We start from the raw sequence: 18,992 nt of genomic DNA on the forward strand, positions 1-18,992 counted from the left end.
CCAATCACCAATCAACAATCACCAATCACCAATCACCAATCACCAATCACCAATCACCAATCACCAATCACCAATCACCAATCACCAATGCCCAAAAAACAAAAGTTTCCTCATTTACTGGGTTCTAAGTGGACAGCACAGCAAAAAGTTGATGGTTGGCGACATTTTCAAGTTGTTAACCGTAAAAATCAGGGTAAGTGGGTCTATGCGGAAATGGTAGCTGCTTGTGACCCTAATGTGCGTTTTTGGATCAATGCCAAATTATTACAGGATAACTCTCAATGGCACGCCGGCTGGCAATCTTTACAGGAAATTAATGATCTGGAAAAAATTAATAACATTAGATGATCATACATAAAATTTAACTATTTCATGATTTGATTAACTTTTCTCAGATATTTGAATATTTAATATTAATTAACAACAATGATCGCAGATACTCAGAGATCAAAAATAGATGCAGATTACTTTTGTGTTCCTCCAGTCCCAAAAACCCTAAATTTACCCTAAATTTATATCCTCTCTCAAATCTCAAGTCTATTCTCCTGGTATGCACTGACGATAGTTATGCTCATCAGCAATAACATCTTATTTGCTGCTTAATAAACTTGGGCAATGATTGAATAATTCTATGGAAACCATTAATAAAATACTATTTTAGCTAATTTGTCTTTTGTAACTATTTTTATATAAAAAATTTAAAAATATGAATAAATCAATTTTTTAAGATTTTTTAGAGATTTTAGAGTTTATTTTAGCCTTAATTATCAAAATATCTTTTTAATAAATCAATTATCTTTGATTTGATGATTTTTAGACCCTTTGCTTTTCTAGGAATTTGCACAATAATGGCACTCACAGACCTCACACATCTCCATAACTGGTTGAGTGCTGGGTAAAGGTACAAGCTAAGAAAAGAAACTATTAGAGGTAAAGAAAAATGAAATTAGCAGTGTATGGAAAAGGCGGTATCGGTAAATCTACAACCAGCTGTAATATATCCGTAGCCCTAGCTAAACGGGGTAAAAAAGTGCTGCAAATTGGTTGTGACCCTAAACACGACAGTACCTTTACCCTGACCGGGTTTTTGATTCCTACTATCATCGACACCCTACAAGAGAAAGACTATCACTACGAAGATGTTTGGCCAGAGGATGTGATCTATAAAGGTTATGGTGGAGTTGATTGTGTCGAAGCTGGAGGCCCCCCAGCCGGTGCGGGGTGTGGTGGTTATGTGGTAGGTGAAACAGTCAAACTCTTAAAAGAACTTAACGCTTTTGATGAATATGACGTAATTTTATTTGACGTTCTCGGTGATGTGGTTTGTGGTGGTTTTGCAGCACCTTTGAACTATGCCGACTACTGTATGATCGTTACAGACAACGGTTTTGATGCCTTATTTGCTGCTAACCGCATCGCTGCTTCCGTCCGTGAAAAAGCCAGAACTCACCCCCTGAGACTAGCGGGGTTAATCGGTAATCGTACTGCTAAACGTGACTTAATTGAAAAATACGTAGAAGCCGTACCAATGCCAGTTTTGGAAGTATTGCCTTTAATAGAAGATATCCGTGTTTCCCGCGTTAAAGGAAAAACGCTGTTTGAGATGGCTGAGTCAGATCCTTCCCTGAGATACGTTTGCGACTATTATTTAAGTATAGCTGATCAGATATTAGCGCGTCCTGAAGGTGTCGTTCCGAACGATGCCCCTGATCGTGAACTTTTTTCACTTTTGTCAGATTTTTATTTAAATCCGAGTAAACCACAGGTAACAAATCCGGAAGAGGAATTAGACTTGATGATTGTATAAAACAATTTACCTCTTCAGGATGGGGGAGATTATGGCCTTCTTTGATAGTTTTACGGATTCAATCAAACAAAAGTGGTTACAGTTCTTTCAAGTCAACCGTGACTGGATTACCTTGCAAATGGCAGTCGAATCGGTTTATACCCCCGATGGCGGGAAGCGTCCTTCCTCTTACCTCATTCTGGGAGTAGTAAATGCCCTAGAACCTAAATTAGCCCAGTTGATGTTTCCTTTTGCCAAATTAAATCCTGATGCTGATACTCTAATTGACGTGCTAGGGCTGCATTTTGATGCAGATATTGTCCTTGGTAATCGGTTGAGTCCTACCCAAGAACCAAAAATTTATTCTCATGCTTCCCAAGAGGTTACAGAAAACATTTCTGAAGATCAACCATCAGCAGTCGATGATTTCAGCGTTGTTGAGGAAAAAAACTCTGTTCAAGAGTTCACAATGGATGTCAGGGAACATCAATGGCAAGAGGAAGATTCACTGGCAAGTAAAGATGCGTTTGATTCAATTTCTTTATCTGAAGAAAACATCACAGATGAGTTTAAATCAGCACCTGATTTAGAAACAGAAAAAGACTTTAGCGGGATGTCTTTTGAGACTGTCAATTTAACAGCAGATAACGAACATCAAGCTATAGATGATTTCAATCTATCCGATGAAAATGGATTGGATGATTTAAAGCAACCAGATGAAAGTGAATTTCGTGATGTGATTTCTGATGTTTGGGGAGATGATTCATCTCTTCTGGAAGAGGGTGAAGAAAATAATAACCTTTTAGGTGAAGAATTACCTTCTGAGGTTTTTGATGAGTCAGAAATGGCTCGTCTCTTCCCCAACAATATAAATCAGTGAATAGGGGACTGGGGACTGGGGAAGAAAATTTTAGATTTTAGATTTTAGATTGGAGATAACAAAAACAATCCAAAATCCAAAATCCAAAATAAAAAACTCCTGTCACCTGACTCCTGACTTGTAAGCATTAAAAATTAAGGGGAGAAGATTACAATGACTATCGCTACAGAAAATACCGCTTTAAATTTTGAATGTGAAACTGGTAATTATCATACTTTTTGTCCTATTAGTTGTGTGGCTTGGTTATATCAAAAAATTGAAGATAGTTTCTTTTTAGTTATTGGTACAAAAACCTGCGGTTATTTTCTACAAAATGCGATGGGGGTGATGATTTTTGCTGAACCCCGTTATGCAATGGCTGAGTTAGAAGAAGGTGATATTTCGGCTCAGTTAAATGATTATCAAGAATTGAAAAGATTGTGTGAGCAAATTAAACGCGATCGCAATCCTAGTGTTATCGTTTGGATTGGTACTTGTACCACGGAAATTATTAAAATGGACTTGGAAGGTTTAGCCCCCAAGTTAGAAGCGGAAATTGGTATTCCTATTGTTGTCGCTCGTGCTAATGGTTTAGATTATGCTTTTACTCAGGGAGAAGATACGGTTTTAGCTGCAATGGCTAACCGTTGTCCTGATAAAGCACCAGTTTCAGAAACAGAAAAAAATGAACGGAATGCAATTCAAAAGTTATTACATTTCGGGAAGAAAAAGGAAGATGTTGTACAAGAAGAATCAGAATATGTAGATCATCCACCTTTGGTTTTATTTGGTTCTTTACCTGATCCAGTTGTTACCCAATTAACTTTAGAATTAAAGAAACAAGGTGTTAAAGTTTCTGGTTGGCTACCTGCAAAAAGATTTACAGAATTACCTGTTTTAGAAGAAGGTTATTATGTTGCTGGTGTGAATCCTTTTTTAAGTCGCACTGCTACAACTTTAATGAGACGCAGGAAATGTAAATTAATTGGCGCACCTTTTCCCATTGGTCCAGATGGAACTCGCGCATGGGTAGAAAAAATTTGTTCTGTTTTTGGCATTACACCCAAAGGTTTAGATGAAAGAGAAGCGCAGATTTGGGAAAATTTAGAAGATTACGTGCAATTAATTCGCGGTAAATCTGTGTTTTTCATGGGTGATAATTTGTTAGAAATTTCTTTAGCTCGGTTTTTGGTGCGTTGTGGAATGACTGTTCCAGAAATCGGTATTCCTTACATGGATAAACGCTATCAAGCTGCGGAGTTAGCTTTGCTAGAAAAGACTTGTCAGGAAATGAATGTTCCTTTACCAAGGATTGTGGAAAAACCAGATAATTATAATCAGGTACAAAGAATTTATGAGTTAAAACCTGATTTGGTAATTACTGGTATGTCTCATGCAAATCCTTTGGAAGCGCGGGGTATTAATACTAAATGGTCTGTGGAATTTACCTTTGCACAGATTCATGGTTTTGGTAATGCGCGGGATATTTTGGAGTTGGTAACTCGTCCTTTAAGAAGGAATAATAATCTAAAAGATTTGGGTTGGGATAAGTTGGTAAGGGAGGAAGCTAAGGTTTAAAGTTTGCGTGTTCTTTGGCAATTTTGGGCGGATCTTTTGGGGTTCGTCCTTTTTTTTTGTTTATGGAATAACGAACCGCAGAGGCGCAGAGGACGCAGAGAGATAGGTTATAACTGGCTAACTCAAATTAAGTAAATACACTAATTACATATATGCTTGTATTAAATTATTCTAGTTTTTAAAATAAATTTAGCCAGTAAGTAATCGTGAAAACTGAAAAACAACAAGCTTCGGAGCTTGAAGTGGTGCATAATTCCGCTATGTCAGAAAACAACACCGAGGAAACTTCTCAGATAGATGAATTAGAGTCTGCATCTACTCAGGAGTTAGTCATATCAGCACCAGAAACAGCACAAAATCCACCAATACCAATAGAGACAGATGTGGTGCATAATTCCGCAATGTCAGCACACAACACTGAGGAAAATTCTCAGATAGATGAATTAGAGTCTGCATCTACTCAGGAGTTAGTCACATCAGCATCAGAAACAGCACAAAATTCACCAATACCAATAGAGACAGATAAAGAAACCGATGCTGTTAAAAACACTGACAGTATTGGAGGTTTCCGTAAGTTTATCAAAACCATCTCTCCTTACTTATGGGCTATTGTCATAGTTGTTGTTATTATTCCACTCATAGGTAGAGGTGTGATAGCAAGTTCGTATAATACGGTCAATAATCAAGATTCGGGTAAAGTTGTAGTTGAGTGGAACAAAGTTGATGAGTCTATTGTCGAAGCCATAAGAAATGCAGACACTACTGCTCAACGTTTTGCTGAAGCAAAATTAGATGATTGGGTCAATGGATTAATGGTAAATGTTGATGGTAGCTTTTTAGACTGGTATTTTAATTACTTCAATCAGAAAAAGCTTGAATTTAGCTCCCCTATTATCTGGGCTTCTTCTGCTGTTGCTCATTTTGTAGATAGTGATCAACCTTCTCCAGAGCAAGTAGTAGCAGAAAAAATGACAGAAAATTTTCAACTAGAATTTGCAAAGCGTGTACTTAGACCTAAAATTGCTCAGTTCACAATTGAAAACATCACCAGAGATACAGTTAGTATGTATGTTTCTCAATTAGAACAAAATATTTCCAATGTTCAAAGCAGTTATAACATACCTCAAGGAGATTGGAATCGTTATCTCAATGAGATTGCTGTCACAGTTAATGATAGTCAAGGAGTAGTTTCTACACTATCTTTGAAAGTCTTAGTCGGTGGTGGAAGCTATTTATTTCTCAAAGCTGCAATTCCTGTTGGGGTAAAAGTTGGAAGTCAAATTACTGCTAAGTTTGCCACCAAAGCAGCGACAAAAATTGCCGCAAAATCAGGTGGAGCAGTTGCAGCTAAAATAGGAGCAGAATTTTTAGATCCGATTGTTGGTGTAGGTATTTTGATTTGGGATTTGTGGGATTATAATCACACAGTAAGCGTCAATCGGCCTATTTTGCGAGCATCTATATTAGAATATTTGCATCAAGTTAAAGATTCCCTTGTAAAAGACCCCATAAATGGAATTATGGGATCAATTCATGAATTACAATATGGGATCTTAAATTCAGTACAATTAGCTAAACATCCTGGTTAGTTGATTATATGTCTGTGTTGGGTTTTGCTGTCGCTTAACCCAACCTACAGGCTGTTTTTTTATATGTTGACAATATGGTGAAATATTTATATAATGAAATGTTTTTTAACGTTGGCGTGGTGTGTTGGATAAATACCGCAAAGGATATAAAAGAAAGAGAATATACTAAAATATAATAATTAGTTAAGTTGATTCAGTAATTAAAGTATTAATATTTTCATTACAGCCTGTTTTTTTAATTTTTAGGATTGCATTATATTTACTTTTAAAGGATTTTGCTTTAATCTGAATTTGTGCTGATGACATCGGGCATCTACTGGTAATTATATAGCAATATTTACGCACATTTTTATAATCTTGGGATATAAGTTTAATTGTATTTTCAATTTGTGTAAATGCGTGTTCTACATCAGAACCTTTTAACTCTATGTATATTTCCAGATAAGGTTCATTGATAACTAATAACCAATCACATTTAACACCTTGAATATCTAAACAGCCATCTACTTGAATTTTCTCAACTTCTATTAAGTTTTCATTGCTAAAAATTATTTTACTACTTTTCTTTTCTTCTATTAAAATATTTTTATGGGTAATCTTTTCAGAACATTTATCTAAATCCACAAATTTTATTCTCCAAATTCCAGGTCTATTAATTTTTCAAAAACTCTACTAAATTCGTTGGATACATCATCAATAATATTTGTATCAATTAAGTGATTTTCTTCATTAATTAAACTTTCAATCATGCCATTTTTAATAGTGTAAGCAGCAATATCATTAATATCTAACATTTGATTTTCGGGAACTATTTTAAATAATTCTCTGAGTAAATCATTTTGTTCAGGTTTTTCTTTTAATGCTTTAAAGGTATTTCCTGCTTGAATGAGGTTATTAAAAGCTGTTAATATGTAAGGACTGTGAGTAGTAATAATAAATTTATGTTTTCTTTCAGTTGTATTGAAAACTTGACTAATTAAACTAACAATATGTTTTTGTGATGTAGGAAATAAATGTGCTTCAGGTTCTTCAATGATAAAGATGCGATGAGATGAAGTGAAAAAAGGTAAAATTGCTAATATAAGTGCCATAGGTAAAGCCTCTTGTTGTCCAGATGAAGAATGAGACAAGTTTATTTTCCTGTCATCGTCAGTGTATATCCAGTCTTCTCCTTTTTCACGAATATATTTTCCAACAATTATTTTGTTTACTAATTCATCAATATCATCTTTATATTCTAATAAATTGATATCTTTTCTGGCTTGATACAAGTTTTTAGCTCTTTCATAGGCTGAACCAAATTCTTTAAGAAAATAGTCAATGGTAATATTTTCTGATAAAAAAGAAAACACATTACTTTGTAAAACGGCAAAAAATGATCTACCGGCGGGAATAAAAGTTAATAAATCAAGATTGCTGATATTTTTTCCTGATAGAATGTATTTTGAAAATATCTCATCTATAAATTCTCCTATATTTAATTTGCTAATACTAGAGGAATTATTTTGAGTTTTATCTCTATCATCAATAATTGTTTTTGTATATTCAGAAAGTAATTTTCTACGAATATTAATTAGATGTTCTGAATATTCTAAAATTAGAGTATATTTGTTTTTGGTGGATTGCTTGGTATACAAGCGAATATAATAATTTTGAAACTCGTAATTTATGTGATATGTGATATCAAATTGTTGAAAATTCCAAGAATATTCAGGAAATATTTCTTTGAAATTCTTAATAATGCTTTTATCAAATTCACTTTTTTTGCGGCTTTTAAAAATGGAATTTCTATATTCAATTAAGAAGTTTTTAAAAAAATAAACTAATTTGGCAATTACGCTTTTACCACTTGCTTCTTGTCCAATAATAATATTTATATTGGATAAATTAAATTCAATATCATTGATGTTAAGAAAGTTTTTAATTGTTAATTTTTCCATAAGTAAAATTGGAGAATTACTAATACATTTGTATTTTTTAATATATCAATTCGCAATATATAGCGTTTCCCAATCTGGTGAATTACAAAACCATCTGCGTCTATTTGTATTTAATTATTACTACTTGCACATCACTTGAATGGTAATTTTCATATTATACATAATATTTTGCAAATTTAAAATCCGTAAAAATATCATCATTTAATGTATCATCAAATAGTATAAGCAGGTATCATTCTTAATCATGAAAACCTTTTGTGGTAACTAAGTTGGAGGATGTCGCAGGTTGTTTGAAATATGATGGTGAACCTGCAACCCTGGAAGATATGGAAGATGCTATTCGTCAAGGTGTTGAGGAAATGCAGTTTTAACCAGGTAATTCTAAAGGTTGAGAAGGAATAATAAACATTAATTCTGCACCTTCTGGTTTAGTTTCTTTAGATGGTTTTAATTGCAGCCATTCATGAAAACTAATTCCTAGTTTAGATATTGCTTGTATTTCTGTTTGATAAAATTCAAATCGGTTATTAGTTTCAATCATTGATTCCATCACTGCAAATACTTGGGGAAGTCTTGTAAAAACTTCTTTTTCAAATCTACCTGTTAATGGTGTAGGATTTCCTCCAAATAAACCCCAACGGATCTCATTACGATCTACAATAGATGATGGTAAGGAAGACAACCATTCATTATTATTTTGTGCTAACTTAAATATATTCTCACGCAACATATCAAATACAGCATTTTCATCTAAATTAGCGTTAATCCATCGGTAAATTTTGGTTAATCTACATAAATCAATTTGTCCTTTAAATTGAGGGTGTAAATATGCTGCTGGATTAGAAGTAAGCATAATTTCAACATACTGATTAATCAGTAACCTGATAACTTTTGCTCCTTCTTGAAAACGACGAATTGCTGTTTCATGTTCTTCTAGTTCTAAATAACAACGAGCTTCAGCAATATAAGCTAAAGATAATGTTAGGATATATTTATCAATGATTTGGCTTTTTTGGGAAAGTTCATTAATGGTGTAATCTTTATAAATATGTTCTGCTTCTAAAAAACGATTAATAGCTTGTAATGCGCTACTTCTCCGGTTTTCATTTTTAGTCATTGTAAAGGCATTAATCGCTAATTCGATTGCAGCACGGAAGTTAGCATAAAAACTCATGTCAATTTTGCGATTGATTTTATTTAGCAATTCCTCCGCTTGTTTTAGTTGGTTTTCTATCTCATTTAGACGCTGGGATATAACCGCAAAACCCATCACAGAAACACCAAGATTGAGAATACTAGCAGCAGTAGATACTTGCAAAATACTTTGAGAAAATTGTAAATTTTGCCCAATTGAACCGATATGATTTTCAATACCATCTAAACGCTGATTTAGATCAGAAAAGCCTTTAGCTGAAATTGCTGCATTATCAACTGAATTACTGTCTCGCAACCAAGTTACAATTTTCTTACTTGCTACATCACGAATTACACCCCCAACCCGTTCAAAAGTTCCATCTTGTAAGCCTTTAGCAACCCAATCTGCTAATGCAAAGGTAACTTGAATTGGTATCATAATTTTTTCCTACTTGTAAAAACTTCAGCAGCGTTATGTACAACAATATAATTGTATATTATTTTATATTGCAAAACATAACCCTGGTTAGTTAATTATCCTTATACTGTTGTATCTTGACAATATAGTGAAATGTTTTTTAACGTTTGCGTGGCGTGTTAGATAAATAATGCAAAGGAAATAAAAGTCACTCGAGATAGATATCATGTCATTCCCTGCACCCGACCTAGCCAATAACTGGCAGTTTATAGAAATATGGATTTTAGATCCCACAGAAAATTACAAGATAGTTTTTGCTTGTTCCAGTTATGAAGAAGCAAAACTGTGGCTACTTGAGGATGAATATGAGCGTGTGGAAGGTCGAGTTTTAGCGGAACAGGTAGCTTAATTTATTCAGGTAATAGAATTACAATAAAAGATGATTTTAGAGTAAAATTTAAGATACTGACGTGCTACGTCTGATTTGGAAAAACGAAAATTATCACTTGTTTGATTGTGGGGCTGTTCTGAAGCATCAAGAATAGCTTGTGAGATATTTTTTACTGCATCACCTTTAAGGTCAAAATAACAACAGCTAGAACCAGCAATTTCTCTAAATATGGGAATATTAGAACAAACTACCCGACACGAAAAGTAAAGAGCTTCCGCTAAGGGTAGACAAAATCCTTCCTGAGATGAAGGAGCTATAAAAACTTGGCATTTTTGATACAACCAACATAATTCCTCATCTTTAATTGCATGAATTAGCAACACTTGGTCTTGAAGCAAAAGATATTGAATTTGATTATACAATCTCTCTGTTTCTGGGCCTGTGTTGCCAACAATAATTAGCTTTGTTGAATGTGGGATAGGTTCATATTTTTTTAACAAGTAAAATGCTTGGATTAACAAATCTATATTTTTGTTTTTTCTGTGTTGAGCAACACATAACAAAAAAGAATCATTCTTGCCAATATTTAAATCAACTGGTGGCTGAGGAGTGATATGATTAAAATCAACATAATTATAGATAACCGAAATTTCTGAGCATGATTGCAAATGTGGAAAGTACGAATGTAGGCTACTTAGTGTAGTTTGAGAAACACAAGTAAGACTATTACTATTTTCAATACATTGTTTTAAGAATAAACGGTTAAAGATAACATTTGGATACCCGAAGACCTCTGGTTTTTCGTATGGATACAAATCGTGAATAGTAGAAACAACAGGAGAGGAAAAAAGTGGGCGCAGAAATGGAAATGGAAATGACATATGAACTATGTCAGGACTAAGACTGTTTACCAAAATTGGTAATCCAAATAAAAACCAGATATTTCTTACCAACGAACTATTTTTAATATCTACACTGATTAATTTGATTTTATGGGAGTGAAAAAGTTGCTCAAAGTATTGCCTCTGCCATACTCCAATAATTAAAGTTACTTGGCTCACTTCTGAAGTATCAGCAAGACATTGAGCAAGATTCGCAGCATATCTACAAACACCTGTTGGGTTTGCAGGTCTGTGTAAAGCAACAATCAGTATGTGCATATTGGTTTACTTATGAAGGTTAGAAAAGGTTAGAAAAGGTTAGAAAAGGTTAGAAAAGGTTAGAAAAACTAATGAGTTGAAAGCAATTTCAAAACACTTGAGATACAACATCAGTTTGCGAGACTTTCCGGCTACCAACCTCTAGATATAGTTTGTTCAAACGCTCACCTATAACTTGCCAAGTGTAGTTTTCACGTACTAATTTCCGACCTGTCTGACCCATACTGACCCTCAATTCTGGCTCTGTAACTAAATGAATCATTGCTGCTGCCAAGTCGCGTACAGCTTGGTATGGTTCATCAGCTGGAATCTTAAAACCAGTTTCCTCCGTAACTTGAACTCCAGGTCCTCCTAAATCTAAACAGATTACCGGACGACCTGCCGCCATAGCTTCCATGCACACCCACCCTCCAGAATCATGTAAGCTGGGATGAACTAGCACATGACAGTCCCGCAATAAATCTAAAGCCTTCTCACGGGGCAACTTGCCCCAAAATTGAACTTTTTGAGCAATGCCTAAATCTGATGCCAAAGTTTGCAGGTGATGCCATTCTGGTCCATCTCCTACTATCCAATACTCTGTATTTGGTAGATTTGCTTGAGCGAAGGCACGTAGTCCTAGATGAAAACCTTTCCAGTGTAAAAGTCTACCCATACTGATAAATTTCACTATTGGCTCATGAGGGATTTCATATTGATTTAGATGCTCTATATCTTCCGCTGATAAACCTGATTCAGGCAAAATCTGCACATGATTAGCGCCCATTTTATAGAGTCTTTGGGCTGTATCCTTAGTTGTAGCTCGAACTACAGCACTTATTTTAGCAGTAAGGCGTACAAAGGGGTCTTGCTCTCCCAACCATCGTGCGCTGCTACGGGCAATTTCGTAAATTTTACCTTTCCAGCTAAAATCCTCCCAAAAGCTTATTGGCGCTGATTCTCCACCTCCTACCGGACCCCAAATTAAGGGAATTGGTAGTAGTGATAGGAAGCAAGGACTAGAATACTTGACAAAGGTAACATGGTGGATCAAATCAAAGTTAATTTGTTGATGCAGATGTTTAGCAACAAAATATGCCTGAATTTGCCAGAGGTAATAGTGAAACTGCATTCCCCCAGACTGTCCCCATTTTCTACTATCCTGCCAAAAAGGCAACGTGAAATAAACAAAGTGAAGATTTGGGATGGGGTTGCGTGCTAGTTCTGCCTTGATCACATCTTGGCTCTCATCGGGTCGGGTTAGTACCCAGACTTGATGGTATTTAGCGGCTTCTCTGGCAATATTCCAACCCACACCAGGTTCAGAACCCATACCTGGTTCACAGGAGTAAGCAGATATTAAAATCTTCATAGGGAATTAGTAATAGGTAATTGATAATTGGGAAATTCTTTTCTCCTGCTACCAAGGCTTTTTTATTTTTTTAGTCGTCGTTCTTGCCATGCTATTCCTAATATGAAAGTAATAAAAAGCATGAAGCCTGGTTCTTCCATTTGAGTAAAAATAAAACCCAGGACGAAAACAGTTAGTAAAGTAATTTTTAAAGAATCATCTAGACCAAAGTGTTGCCAGGTCAAATAGCCTAGAAATAAGTATGTTCCTACACCCAAAAGTCCTAAATCTCCCCATATTCCAGCCCAGCCAAAAATTGGCATGAAGAAAGTAGAACCAGAACAAAGCCAAGAATTACCACAAAATTCCATTGCTTCTTGACCAATGGGACTAGTGGTAGCGCCTAGTGGTCCAAGTATAGACCAATAATCTTTAAGAAACCATGCTCCTAGACGACTTACAGTATGTCCTGGACCTAGACCAAACAACCAATCTAAAGATGATTGATAATGAGATAAAATAGAACGCAATGAGTAGAATTTGGTATACCAAGCCTCACCATCTGCTCCGTAAAGTTCCGGTCGCGCCCAGGATGTAAATGCAGCAAATGCTTCTAAGTTTTGTACACACCAAAGAAATACGTATCCGAAGATAGTGATCGCAATCAGAAGTCTGATAGTTTTACCAATATCCTTTAAATTGACCAAGATGAGCAGACCCCAGGCGACTAGATACGCAAGTACAATTTGTTTGGAGTCAGAAAATAGAATCTGCCAGAAAGCAGCGATAATTACCATGATTCTTATCCATAATGGAACAGTCTTTTCATTAGTAAAAAAGTAGAGAGCAAAAGCAACTGATACCGAAGCAGATACATAATTTCCAGCCCCAGAAATAAAAAATACTCCACCGCATCCATCTGTTCCATTAAATCCGTTAGCATAGAGAATTCCTGCATCAATTAGAGGTTTTTGCACAGCAGCGAGAACAAAGTTAATTACAGCAGACCAGATCAGCCATTTTTTGATGCGTGTAATGGATTTAGCAGACATGGGAATACAGACGATAGCAAGTAGGAACATGAAGGGTTCGCCCAGCATCATGAAAGAGACAATTGCATTAATCAACCCTGTGTTATTCCATAACGCACTAGCCAATACTGCTACTAAAAAAATGAAAAGTCCAAATATACAAGAATATACAGTGCTAATCTGTTTACGATCTTTTGCTCGACTCGTGAATAATACAACTCCTAAAACAAGTGGAACAATTGCAAAATGAGCAAGGTTAAGAATTGAGGGTGCGCGAGTAATTGAGCAAAAAATTCGGGAGTAAAACACTGTGGAAAAGGCAAATATAATTAGAGTTGTGTTATTAATTAATCCCTTGCTGTTCGGTTTTTTGGTTGTATGTGACTGCAAATACATAATTTGGATATTTCAGAGCTTTGGCAGGAAATATTACGACTTTCATTTTCTATTAGGCTATCTTTCAGCACTTTTGGAATAAAATAAAATTCAGCTACTCAAAAATATATCTAATATACTCGCTCAAAACTACTTCATCAGAAAATTCTCTTTCCATTAACTTTCTGCTATTCTGCTTCATTATTGCTAGTAAATCCCGATCTTTAATCAGTAATTTTAACTTTTTAAATAGTGACCCTGGAGAATCACAAATGTAGCCATTTTCCCCATCTCGGATCACTTCAGATGCACCCAAGGCATTCTTTGTTGTCAAAATTGCCAGACCAGCACAAGCTGCTTCTCCTAAAACAGATGGATAAGCATCGTAATGAGTTGGCAAAACAAAAATATCATGGCTTTTGTACAGTTCAATATGTTTATTTTGTCCGTATTCAACATTTCTTTCTACTGTGATTCCAGGATGCTTTTGAACCGAAAAACCTGTTACCATCGTCATTTTTAAGCATGGTTCATAATTTTCCTTAAACCACCTTAATAATAAATCTCCCCCCTTACGTTGGAAATCTCCTCCTACAAACAGAATACGAATTTCTTGATCTCCTCGATCAGAACTGGGTGTAAAAAGTTTGAGATCAAAACACAATGGTAGTTTAGCTTTCTTGAGCTTGTTATCAGGTACATTGTAGTCTCTAGCGATCTGCTCTAATACAGCATCTGTCAATCCCAACACAGCTTTTTGCGAATTCAGAACTTTTTTATGGATTTGTGTTAACCAACCGGGAGATACTGAACTTTTCCAAATTTGCTCGTAGAGTTTTCTAGTCCAGTCAGTAACTAGATAACTTCTATTATTTCCAGTAGCAATATACCCAAATAGTGCAGGAGATACACCCTGAAATAAGACTTTTCGCTGCTCTTTATTTGCTTGGTTTATAACTTGATAGAGGTTGATTGAATCTCGAAATCGGGAGAAGAGTAAAGATGCGTAATCTAGAGTAAATATGGATCTTGGATGGGAATTACGGGTAATTGGTGCAAAACGAAAAGTTTTTAAGTCTAGTTCAGGTTGATTTTGAAATAGATTAATAAACCGCTTTTCAAAGGTTGTGCTACCAAGGTCTACAGAAAAAGTAACTAATAAAAGCTTCATCATTTTATATATCTTCCTTTTAATTAGGGATTTGTTGCCAGCCTAATTGTTTGCAAACTTGAATTTTTGTACTTTCATTGGGGATATAAATCTTGTTGGGACTATCAGTAGATGCACGAAATACTGAATAGTTAAATAAATTAACTGAAATCTCCTTAAAAATAACCTCTACTTGGATAATTGGACGGTATTTTTCGATAACTTTTTTTGCTCCTGCAATTACTTGTTGTTCTGCTCCTTCCACATCTATTTTCAAATAGTCAAGACGATTTAATCCTTCCCATACAAAGAGGTCATCTAATGCTATAGTTAGCGTTGATAGTCCATTAGCTAGTTCTTCTTGTTTCACCAAGCTAAATGAGTTAGGTTGATTTCGATTCATCCACAAGATAGCAGAACCAGTCCGTTCCCCAGCACAACAATTTCTTAACCTAACATTGGTGAATCCGTTAGCTTGAATAGTGTGAAACAAGGTTGCAAATACATCAGGAAATGGTTCAATTGCCAAGACTGTCCCGTGATTATTAAAGTGTTTTGCAGCTTTTACTGTGTATATACCTGTGTTGGCACCCACATCGATAAAAACACCTTCTGCATCTAAAAATTTATCCAGGTATTCAAACTCTGGCTCAATTGCATCTCTATAAACATAGATTCCCCGTCCACCAAATCCTTTGCGATTCTTTCCGTAGACTATAGCTCCATTGGATAATGTTGTTTTCATAAGTGTTGTTTGTGGAGTTAATGCCACTCGAAGTTTTCTCATCAAAATGTTCATAAAAACCTCTAATTTTCTGGTTTATTAATACTTTTATTCGACTGTGTTTAACTCACCTGTTACTGTTTCGCCATTTCTGCGAACTAACTCTTGTTTGCCACTGGGAATTTCGATTTTTGATATGTGAATTGCTCGTAAATTGAAACAAGCTGTTCTGCTGATTTTTTCCAAGTCAATTGTTTGGCTCTCATAAATCCCTGAGCAATCCATTTTTGACAATAGATGGAATCCTGTTTGAGCCTAACTACAACTTCACACATAGCTTGAATATCCATAGGATCTACCAGCACTGCTGCATTTTCCACTACTTCAGGTAGAGAAGAAGTATTGGATGTAATCACAGGTATTCCGCACGCCATTGCTTCTAAAATTGTTAAACCAAACCCTTCATAAAGAGATGGTGCTAAGAGAACATCGGCTGCATTGTAAAGTTGAATTAGAATGTTTTTATCAGCAGTACCAAAATCAAGAATATCTTGCTCCAGATTATGTTCTTTGATAAAGGTTATTTGCTCTGCCATGAATTTGCCTCCTGATCGCCAAAGACGCACTGATAGCCCCCGATCTTTCAGAGTTTTTAACACTTTCAAAACAGTGATAATATTCTTACGCTGGTGAGTTGAGCCTACATTAAGTAAACAGATTTCTTCAGGGAATCTCTGATATTTTTGTCGAAAATATTTTATTTCTTCTGATGGTAATGGCTGAAATGATAGTTCAACTCCATTGGGAACTACCACAATTTTCTCTAATTCAATATCCAGCCTTTCATGAATATCCTTAGCTGTATTCGACGAAACAGCCACTACACAATTAGCATTACCCATCCCTCTAACTGAAAATTGCCAAGATGCCATGCTGAAAGCGGGAAAACGGGATTGTCCTTTGAGAATTTCTGGATAGACAAACTGCACTAAGTCGTGACAGGTGATAATGATGGGTTTACCTTTCCTTTTCAACCAATACGCTACATGAGCATTGGTGTGATCAATGATGTGATAAATGTCTCCTTCTATCTGACAGACTTGTTGGGGATGATGCCAAAAGCGTTCGTAATACTTGCGGATACCAGTGCCAGAGTGCCACAGGTTTTCTTGGTTTCGGCTCCAGGGTTGGGGTGCAACCTCGATAATTTGCCAATTTGGACGGATTGCTTTTAATGCGGCTACTAAATTGTCAGCATAGACATCCATACTCAGCGCAACACCTGCTTCTCTACGAACAATCACTAACCGCATTGAAGGTTTACCTCAAAAAAGATATACTGTGTCATTTGTTTCTCCTTCTCAGTCAGAATAAGTTCACTGTTTTTTCTGTAACAGCTTCTGCTTTAAAATACGTAGATAAGCAGCAATCCGATCATGAAAGTAAAGCTGATTAACACGATGAATACAATAATTACCAACAAGTTTTCAACAGCACTGAGACTGTATTTAACTAAGTTTTTTAAGCAAGAAGCGCACGAATTCTGGTGACAGTCCAATCAACTAGCTTGGGTCGATGTTGGGGCGCATAAAACCATGTAATTGCGGGTTCTGCTAGAGGTAATGGCATCAACCCCACCCAGATAAACCATAGACTGTAGAAAAGTTGTTTTTGCCGGTTAAAGTCTGAGTATTTCCATAGACAGCGAATTCCGTAATAGATTAAATTTAGTGGGCGATCGCTCGGAACTGGATGCTTTTGAGGATCTAGGCGTAGAGAGATAAGGCGAGACCATAAGCGTCCGATTGAGCGTTGTTCCAAATCCAAAGGAACTTCATAACCCAATGCTTTTGCTTTCTCGGTTAATAGGGCGAAGTTTTGTAAATCGTGACTTACAAAGCGTTGGAACCGAGTGCTGGTGACTGTTACCAATGCCCACTGATTTTTATCGTGAATTCTATAAGCACCCAGTAGTTCTTCTATTGCGGCCACATCGCCGTAAAAAGGAACTTGGAAGGATAAATAGTCATCTGCGGTGAGCTTATATTCGTCAGGAATAGGTATCAGTTTTTCCAGAACCCTCCGATTCAGGGCATTACCGCTAGTTGGAGTGCTGATATATCCACCCTTATCTAAAAGGATTTTCCATACCTCACCACTGGAAAGGGGGGCAGATCCTTGAGGAAAAGAGTACCCAAGGGATTTTCTTAGTGTATCAACAACCTTGAGGCGATAGTGGACTTTAGAGAGTTCTGGTTTCCAAAATGCAACAATTTTCTCGACTGCTTGAGGAAATAGATAATCATCTGCATCCAGAAATATAATTATGTCACCCTTACTTTTTGCAAAACCGCTATTAAAAGCCGCAGCTTGTTTGCCATTGGATTGCAAAATGGGAATGATGCGATCGCCATATCCAGCAATAATATCACGGGAATTATCAGTTGAACCATCATCAACAACAATAACTTCAATGTGAGGATAGGTTTGGTTAATGGCGCTATTGATTGCGTCTGGGAGAAAGCACGCATAGTTGTAGTTATTGATGATAATACTAACTAGAAAATGCCCATTCATAATATCTCTCTCAGAACTTCTAGATTACATGAACTTAATGATGTTGGCCAGAGATCGCCAGAAAGTTCGTAGGACGAAACTGTTCATAAACTTCTTGATACTCCAGAATAGGAGCTAAATAACCAGATGGTGTGATTCTAAACAAAGTCTTGATTCCATGTTCTTTAAGAAAATAGTAAATATCTTGAAAATAGGTTCTTGAATCAATATTGCAACTGCTAAATTCAAACGATATCATACCAATTTTGCAATTTTTCAACATTTTGACTGCACCACTTAGGATATCTAATTCATGCCCTTCAACATCTAGTTTTAATAGGTCTATCCATTGAATGTCATAGTTCAAGCAATAATTATCTAAGGTATCTACCTTAATAGTTTCCGAGTATTTGAAATCAATAGCAAAGTGATCCAATCTACGTTTATATAGAGAGGCTAACCCAGATCCAGTAGTATCATAATGTAGTTCAGCTTCGCCAATCTGTTTTCCTAATGCAAGATTGTTAAGAACAACATTATCATAAGGTTTAGAAGCTTCAGACAATACTGCATAAGTATACTTACTAGGCTCAAATGAATGAATCTGTGACGGTATACCCTTTAATTCCTCTTGCATTAAATGGAGAAATTGTCCTTGATTTGCACCAACATCAAAAATACAAAGAGGTTGCTTCAGAGTATAAAATTGCTTAAGTTTTGCAAAAATAACCCTCTCCCCACTAGCATGGGCATCACTACCTGCACCAATCCCAATGAGATAATGCAAAAATTGCGAAAATACAAGACGTTCAAGTAAATACTGGATAAAAGGATTGCCTGAAATTGGGACAGCCAAATTTCTAATCAATTGATGCATTAAAACTCCTTAATCATTTACTAAATTAAAAAGTTAAGAAATCGGTTCTCGATTCTTTATATAACTCGTCTGATTAACACTTGTTAAGTAGGAA

Annotated in this window: 17 protein-coding genes; 6 read left to right on the top strand and 11 right to left on the bottom strand. The window is 35.8% G+C overall.

Annotated elements, in window-relative coordinates; all coding sequences use genetic code 11:
- The first annotated feature begins 87 nt into the window (after window positions 1-87).
- From PN497_RS20365 to PN497_RS20385, 5 genes are all read left to right on the top strand, one after another.
- Window positions 88-348, top strand: coding sequence for a TIGR02450 family Trp-rich protein (locus PN497_RS20365; RefSeq protein WP_096572307.1), 261 nt, complete (start codon window positions 88-90; stop codon window positions 346-348).
- Window positions 349-940: 592 nt separating this feature from the next.
- Window positions 941-1,807 carry a ferredoxin:protochlorophyllide reductase (ATP-dependent) iron-sulfur ATP-binding protein gene (bchL, locus tag PN497_RS20370; protein ID WP_096572308.1) on the top strand — a complete coding sequence of 289 codons (867 nt, stop codon included), beginning with the start codon at window positions 941-943 and terminating at the stop codon, window positions 1,805-1,807.
- Between the two features lie 31 nt (window positions 1,808-1,838).
- A complete protein-coding gene (locus PN497_RS20375; protein ID WP_096572309.1) occupies window positions 1,839-2,666 on the top strand; it encodes a DUF5331 domain-containing protein in 828 nt (275 codons plus the stop codon).
- Between the two features lie 153 nt (window positions 2,667-2,819).
- The gene (locus tag PN497_RS20380; protein ID WP_096572310.1) at window positions 2,820-4,223 is read left to right on the top strand and encodes a ferredoxin:protochlorophyllide reductase (ATP-dependent) subunit N; all 1,404 of its coding nucleotides are present in this window, start codon (window positions 2,820-2,822) and stop codon (window positions 4,221-4,223) included.
- 206 nt (window positions 4,224-4,429) lie between these two features.
- Entirely contained in the window at window positions 4,430-5,812 is a 1,383-nt protein-coding gene (locus PN497_RS20385; protein ID WP_096572311.1) for a hypothetical protein, read from the top strand.
- 183 nt (window positions 5,813-5,995) lie between these two features.
- Here PN497_RS20385 and PN497_RS20390 read toward each other — a convergent pair whose 3' ends face one another.
- From PN497_RS20390 to PN497_RS20405, 3 genes are all read right to left on the bottom strand, one after another.
- Window positions 5,996-6,436: a hypothetical protein gene (locus PN497_RS20390; protein ID WP_096572312.1), complete on the bottom strand. Its 441-nt coding sequence runs from the start codon at window positions 6,434-6,436 to the stop codon at window positions 5,996-5,998.
- A gap of 5 nt (window positions 6,437-6,441) precedes the next feature.
- The gene (locus PN497_RS20395; RefSeq protein ID WP_096572313.1) at window positions 6,442-7,752 is read right to left on the bottom strand and encodes an AAA family ATPase; all 1,311 of its coding nucleotides are present in this window, start codon (window positions 7,750-7,752) and stop codon (window positions 6,442-6,444) included.
- Window positions 7,753-8,119: 367 nt separating this feature from the next.
- The gene (locus PN497_RS20405; RefSeq protein ID WP_272110803.1) at window positions 8,120-9,325 is read right to left on the bottom strand and encodes a hypothetical protein; all 1,206 of its coding nucleotides are present in this window, start codon (window positions 9,323-9,325) and stop codon (window positions 8,120-8,122) included.
- Between the two features lie 205 nt (window positions 9,326-9,530).
- Between PN497_RS20405 and PN497_RS20410 the strand changes: the two genes are divergently transcribed.
- Window positions 9,531-9,713, top strand: a complete 183-nt coding sequence (locus tag PN497_RS20410) for a hypothetical protein (RefSeq protein ID WP_096572315.1) — start codon at window positions 9,531-9,533, stop codon at window positions 9,711-9,713.
- A gap of 5 nt (window positions 9,714-9,718) precedes the next feature.
- On the opposite strand, the gene PN497_RS20415 is transcribed toward PN497_RS20410, so the two are convergent.
- From PN497_RS20415 to PN497_RS20450, 8 genes are all read right to left on the bottom strand, one after another.
- Window positions 9,719-10,855, bottom strand: a complete 1,137-nt coding sequence (locus PN497_RS20415; protein ID WP_096572316.1) for a glycosyltransferase family 4 protein — start codon at window positions 10,853-10,855, stop codon at window positions 9,719-9,721.
- 88 nt (window positions 10,856-10,943) lie between these two features.
- A complete protein-coding gene (locus tag PN497_RS20420) occupies window positions 10,944-12,206 on the bottom strand; it encodes a glycosyltransferase family 4 protein (RefSeq protein ID WP_096572317.1) in 1,263 nt (420 codons plus the stop codon).
- Between the two features lie 62 nt (window positions 12,207-12,268).
- A complete protein-coding gene (locus PN497_RS20425) occupies window positions 12,269-13,288 on the bottom strand; it encodes a hypothetical protein (RefSeq protein WP_272110804.1) in 1,020 nt (339 codons plus the stop codon).
- A 418-nt stretch (window positions 13,289-13,706) separates the two neighbouring features.
- Window positions 13,707-14,765 carry a glycosyltransferase family 4 protein gene (locus tag PN497_RS20430; RefSeq protein WP_096572319.1) on the bottom strand — a complete coding sequence of 353 codons (1,059 nt, stop codon included), beginning with the start codon at window positions 14,763-14,765 and terminating at the stop codon, window positions 13,707-13,709.
- Window positions 14,766-14,781: 16 nt separating this feature from the next.
- Window positions 14,782-15,486, bottom strand: coding sequence for an FkbM family methyltransferase (locus tag PN497_RS20435; protein ID WP_272110805.1), 705 nt, complete (start codon window positions 15,484-15,486; stop codon window positions 14,782-14,784).
- Window positions 15,487-15,623: 137 nt separating this feature from the next.
- Entirely contained in the window at window positions 15,624-16,778 is a 1,155-nt protein-coding gene (locus PN497_RS20440) for a glycosyltransferase family 4 protein (protein ID WP_096572321.1), read from the bottom strand.
- Between the two features lie 208 nt (window positions 16,779-16,986).
- Complete coding sequence (locus PN497_RS20445) at window positions 16,987-18,042, bottom strand: glycosyltransferase family 2 protein (protein WP_096572322.1); 1,056 nt, start codon at window positions 18,040-18,042, stop codon at window positions 16,987-16,989.
- Between the two features lie 34 nt (window positions 18,043-18,076).
- Window positions 18,077-18,898: an FkbM family methyltransferase gene (locus tag PN497_RS20450; RefSeq protein WP_096572323.1), complete on the bottom strand. Its 822-nt coding sequence runs from the start codon at window positions 18,896-18,898 to the stop codon at window positions 18,077-18,079.
- Window positions 18,899-18,992 lie beyond the last annotated feature (94 nt).

The organism is Sphaerospermopsis kisseleviana CS-549 (assembly GCF_028329225.1).
Lineage (GTDB): Bacteria > Cyanobacteriota > Cyanobacteriia > Cyanobacteriales > Nostocaceae > Sphaerospermopsis > Sphaerospermopsis kisseleviana.

What these genes read in the sequence shown, in the direction of transcription:
- PN497_RS20425 (WP_272110804.1), bottom strand. Translation starts at nt 13,288, where the DNA reads ATGATGCTGGGCGAACCCTTCATGTTCCTACTTGCTATCGTCTGTATT.
- PN497_RS20445 (WP_096572322.1), bottom strand. Translation starts at nt 18,042, where the DNA reads ATGAATGGGCATTTTCTAGTTAGTATTATCATCAATAACTACAACTAT.
- PN497_RS20365 (WP_096572307.1), top strand. Translation starts at nt 88, where the DNA reads ATGCCCAAAAAACAAAAGTTTCCTCATTTACTGGGTTCTAAGTGGACA.
- PN497_RS20405 (WP_272110803.1), bottom strand. Translation starts at nt 9,325, where the DNA reads ATGATACCAATTCAAGTTACCTTTGCATTAGCAGATTGGGTTGCTAAA.
- PN497_RS20430 (WP_096572319.1), bottom strand. Translation starts at nt 14,765, where the DNA reads ATGATGAAGCTTTTATTAGTTACTTTTTCTGTAGACCTTGGTAGCACA.
- PN497_RS20395 (WP_096572313.1), bottom strand. Translation starts at nt 7,752, where the DNA reads ATGGAAAAATTAACAATTAAAAACTTTCTTAACATCAATGATATTGAA.
- bchL (WP_096572308.1), top strand. Translation starts at nt 941, where the DNA reads ATGAAATTAGCAGTGTATGGAAAAGGCGGTATCGGTAAATCTACAACC.
- PN497_RS20410 (WP_096572315.1), top strand. Translation starts at nt 9,531, where the DNA reads ATGTCATTCCCTGCACCCGACCTAGCCAATAACTGGCAGTTTATAGAA.
- PN497_RS20375 (WP_096572309.1), top strand. Translation starts at nt 1,839, where the DNA reads ATGGCCTTCTTTGATAGTTTTACGGATTCAATCAAACAAAAGTGGTTA.
- PN497_RS20435 (WP_272110805.1), bottom strand. Translation starts at nt 15,486, where the DNA reads ATGAAAACAACATTATCCAATGGAGCTATAGTCTACGGAAAGAATCGC.
- PN497_RS20450 (WP_096572323.1), bottom strand. Translation starts at nt 18,898, where the DNA reads ATGCATCAATTGATTAGAAATTTGGCTGTCCCAATTTCAGGCAATCCT.
- PN497_RS20440 (WP_096572321.1), bottom strand. Translation starts at nt 16,778, where the DNA reads ATGCGGTTAGTGATTGTTCGTAGAGAAGCAGGTGTTGCGCTGAGTATG.
- PN497_RS20420 (WP_096572317.1), bottom strand. Translation starts at nt 12,206, where the DNA reads ATGAAGATTTTAATATCTGCTTACTCCTGTGAACCAGGTATGGGTTCT.
- PN497_RS20415 (WP_096572316.1), bottom strand. Translation starts at nt 10,855, where the DNA reads ATGCACATACTGATTGTTGCTTTACACAGACCTGCAAACCCAACAGGT.
- PN497_RS20380 (WP_096572310.1), top strand. Translation starts at nt 2,820, where the DNA reads ATGACTATCGCTACAGAAAATACCGCTTTAAATTTTGAATGTGAAACT.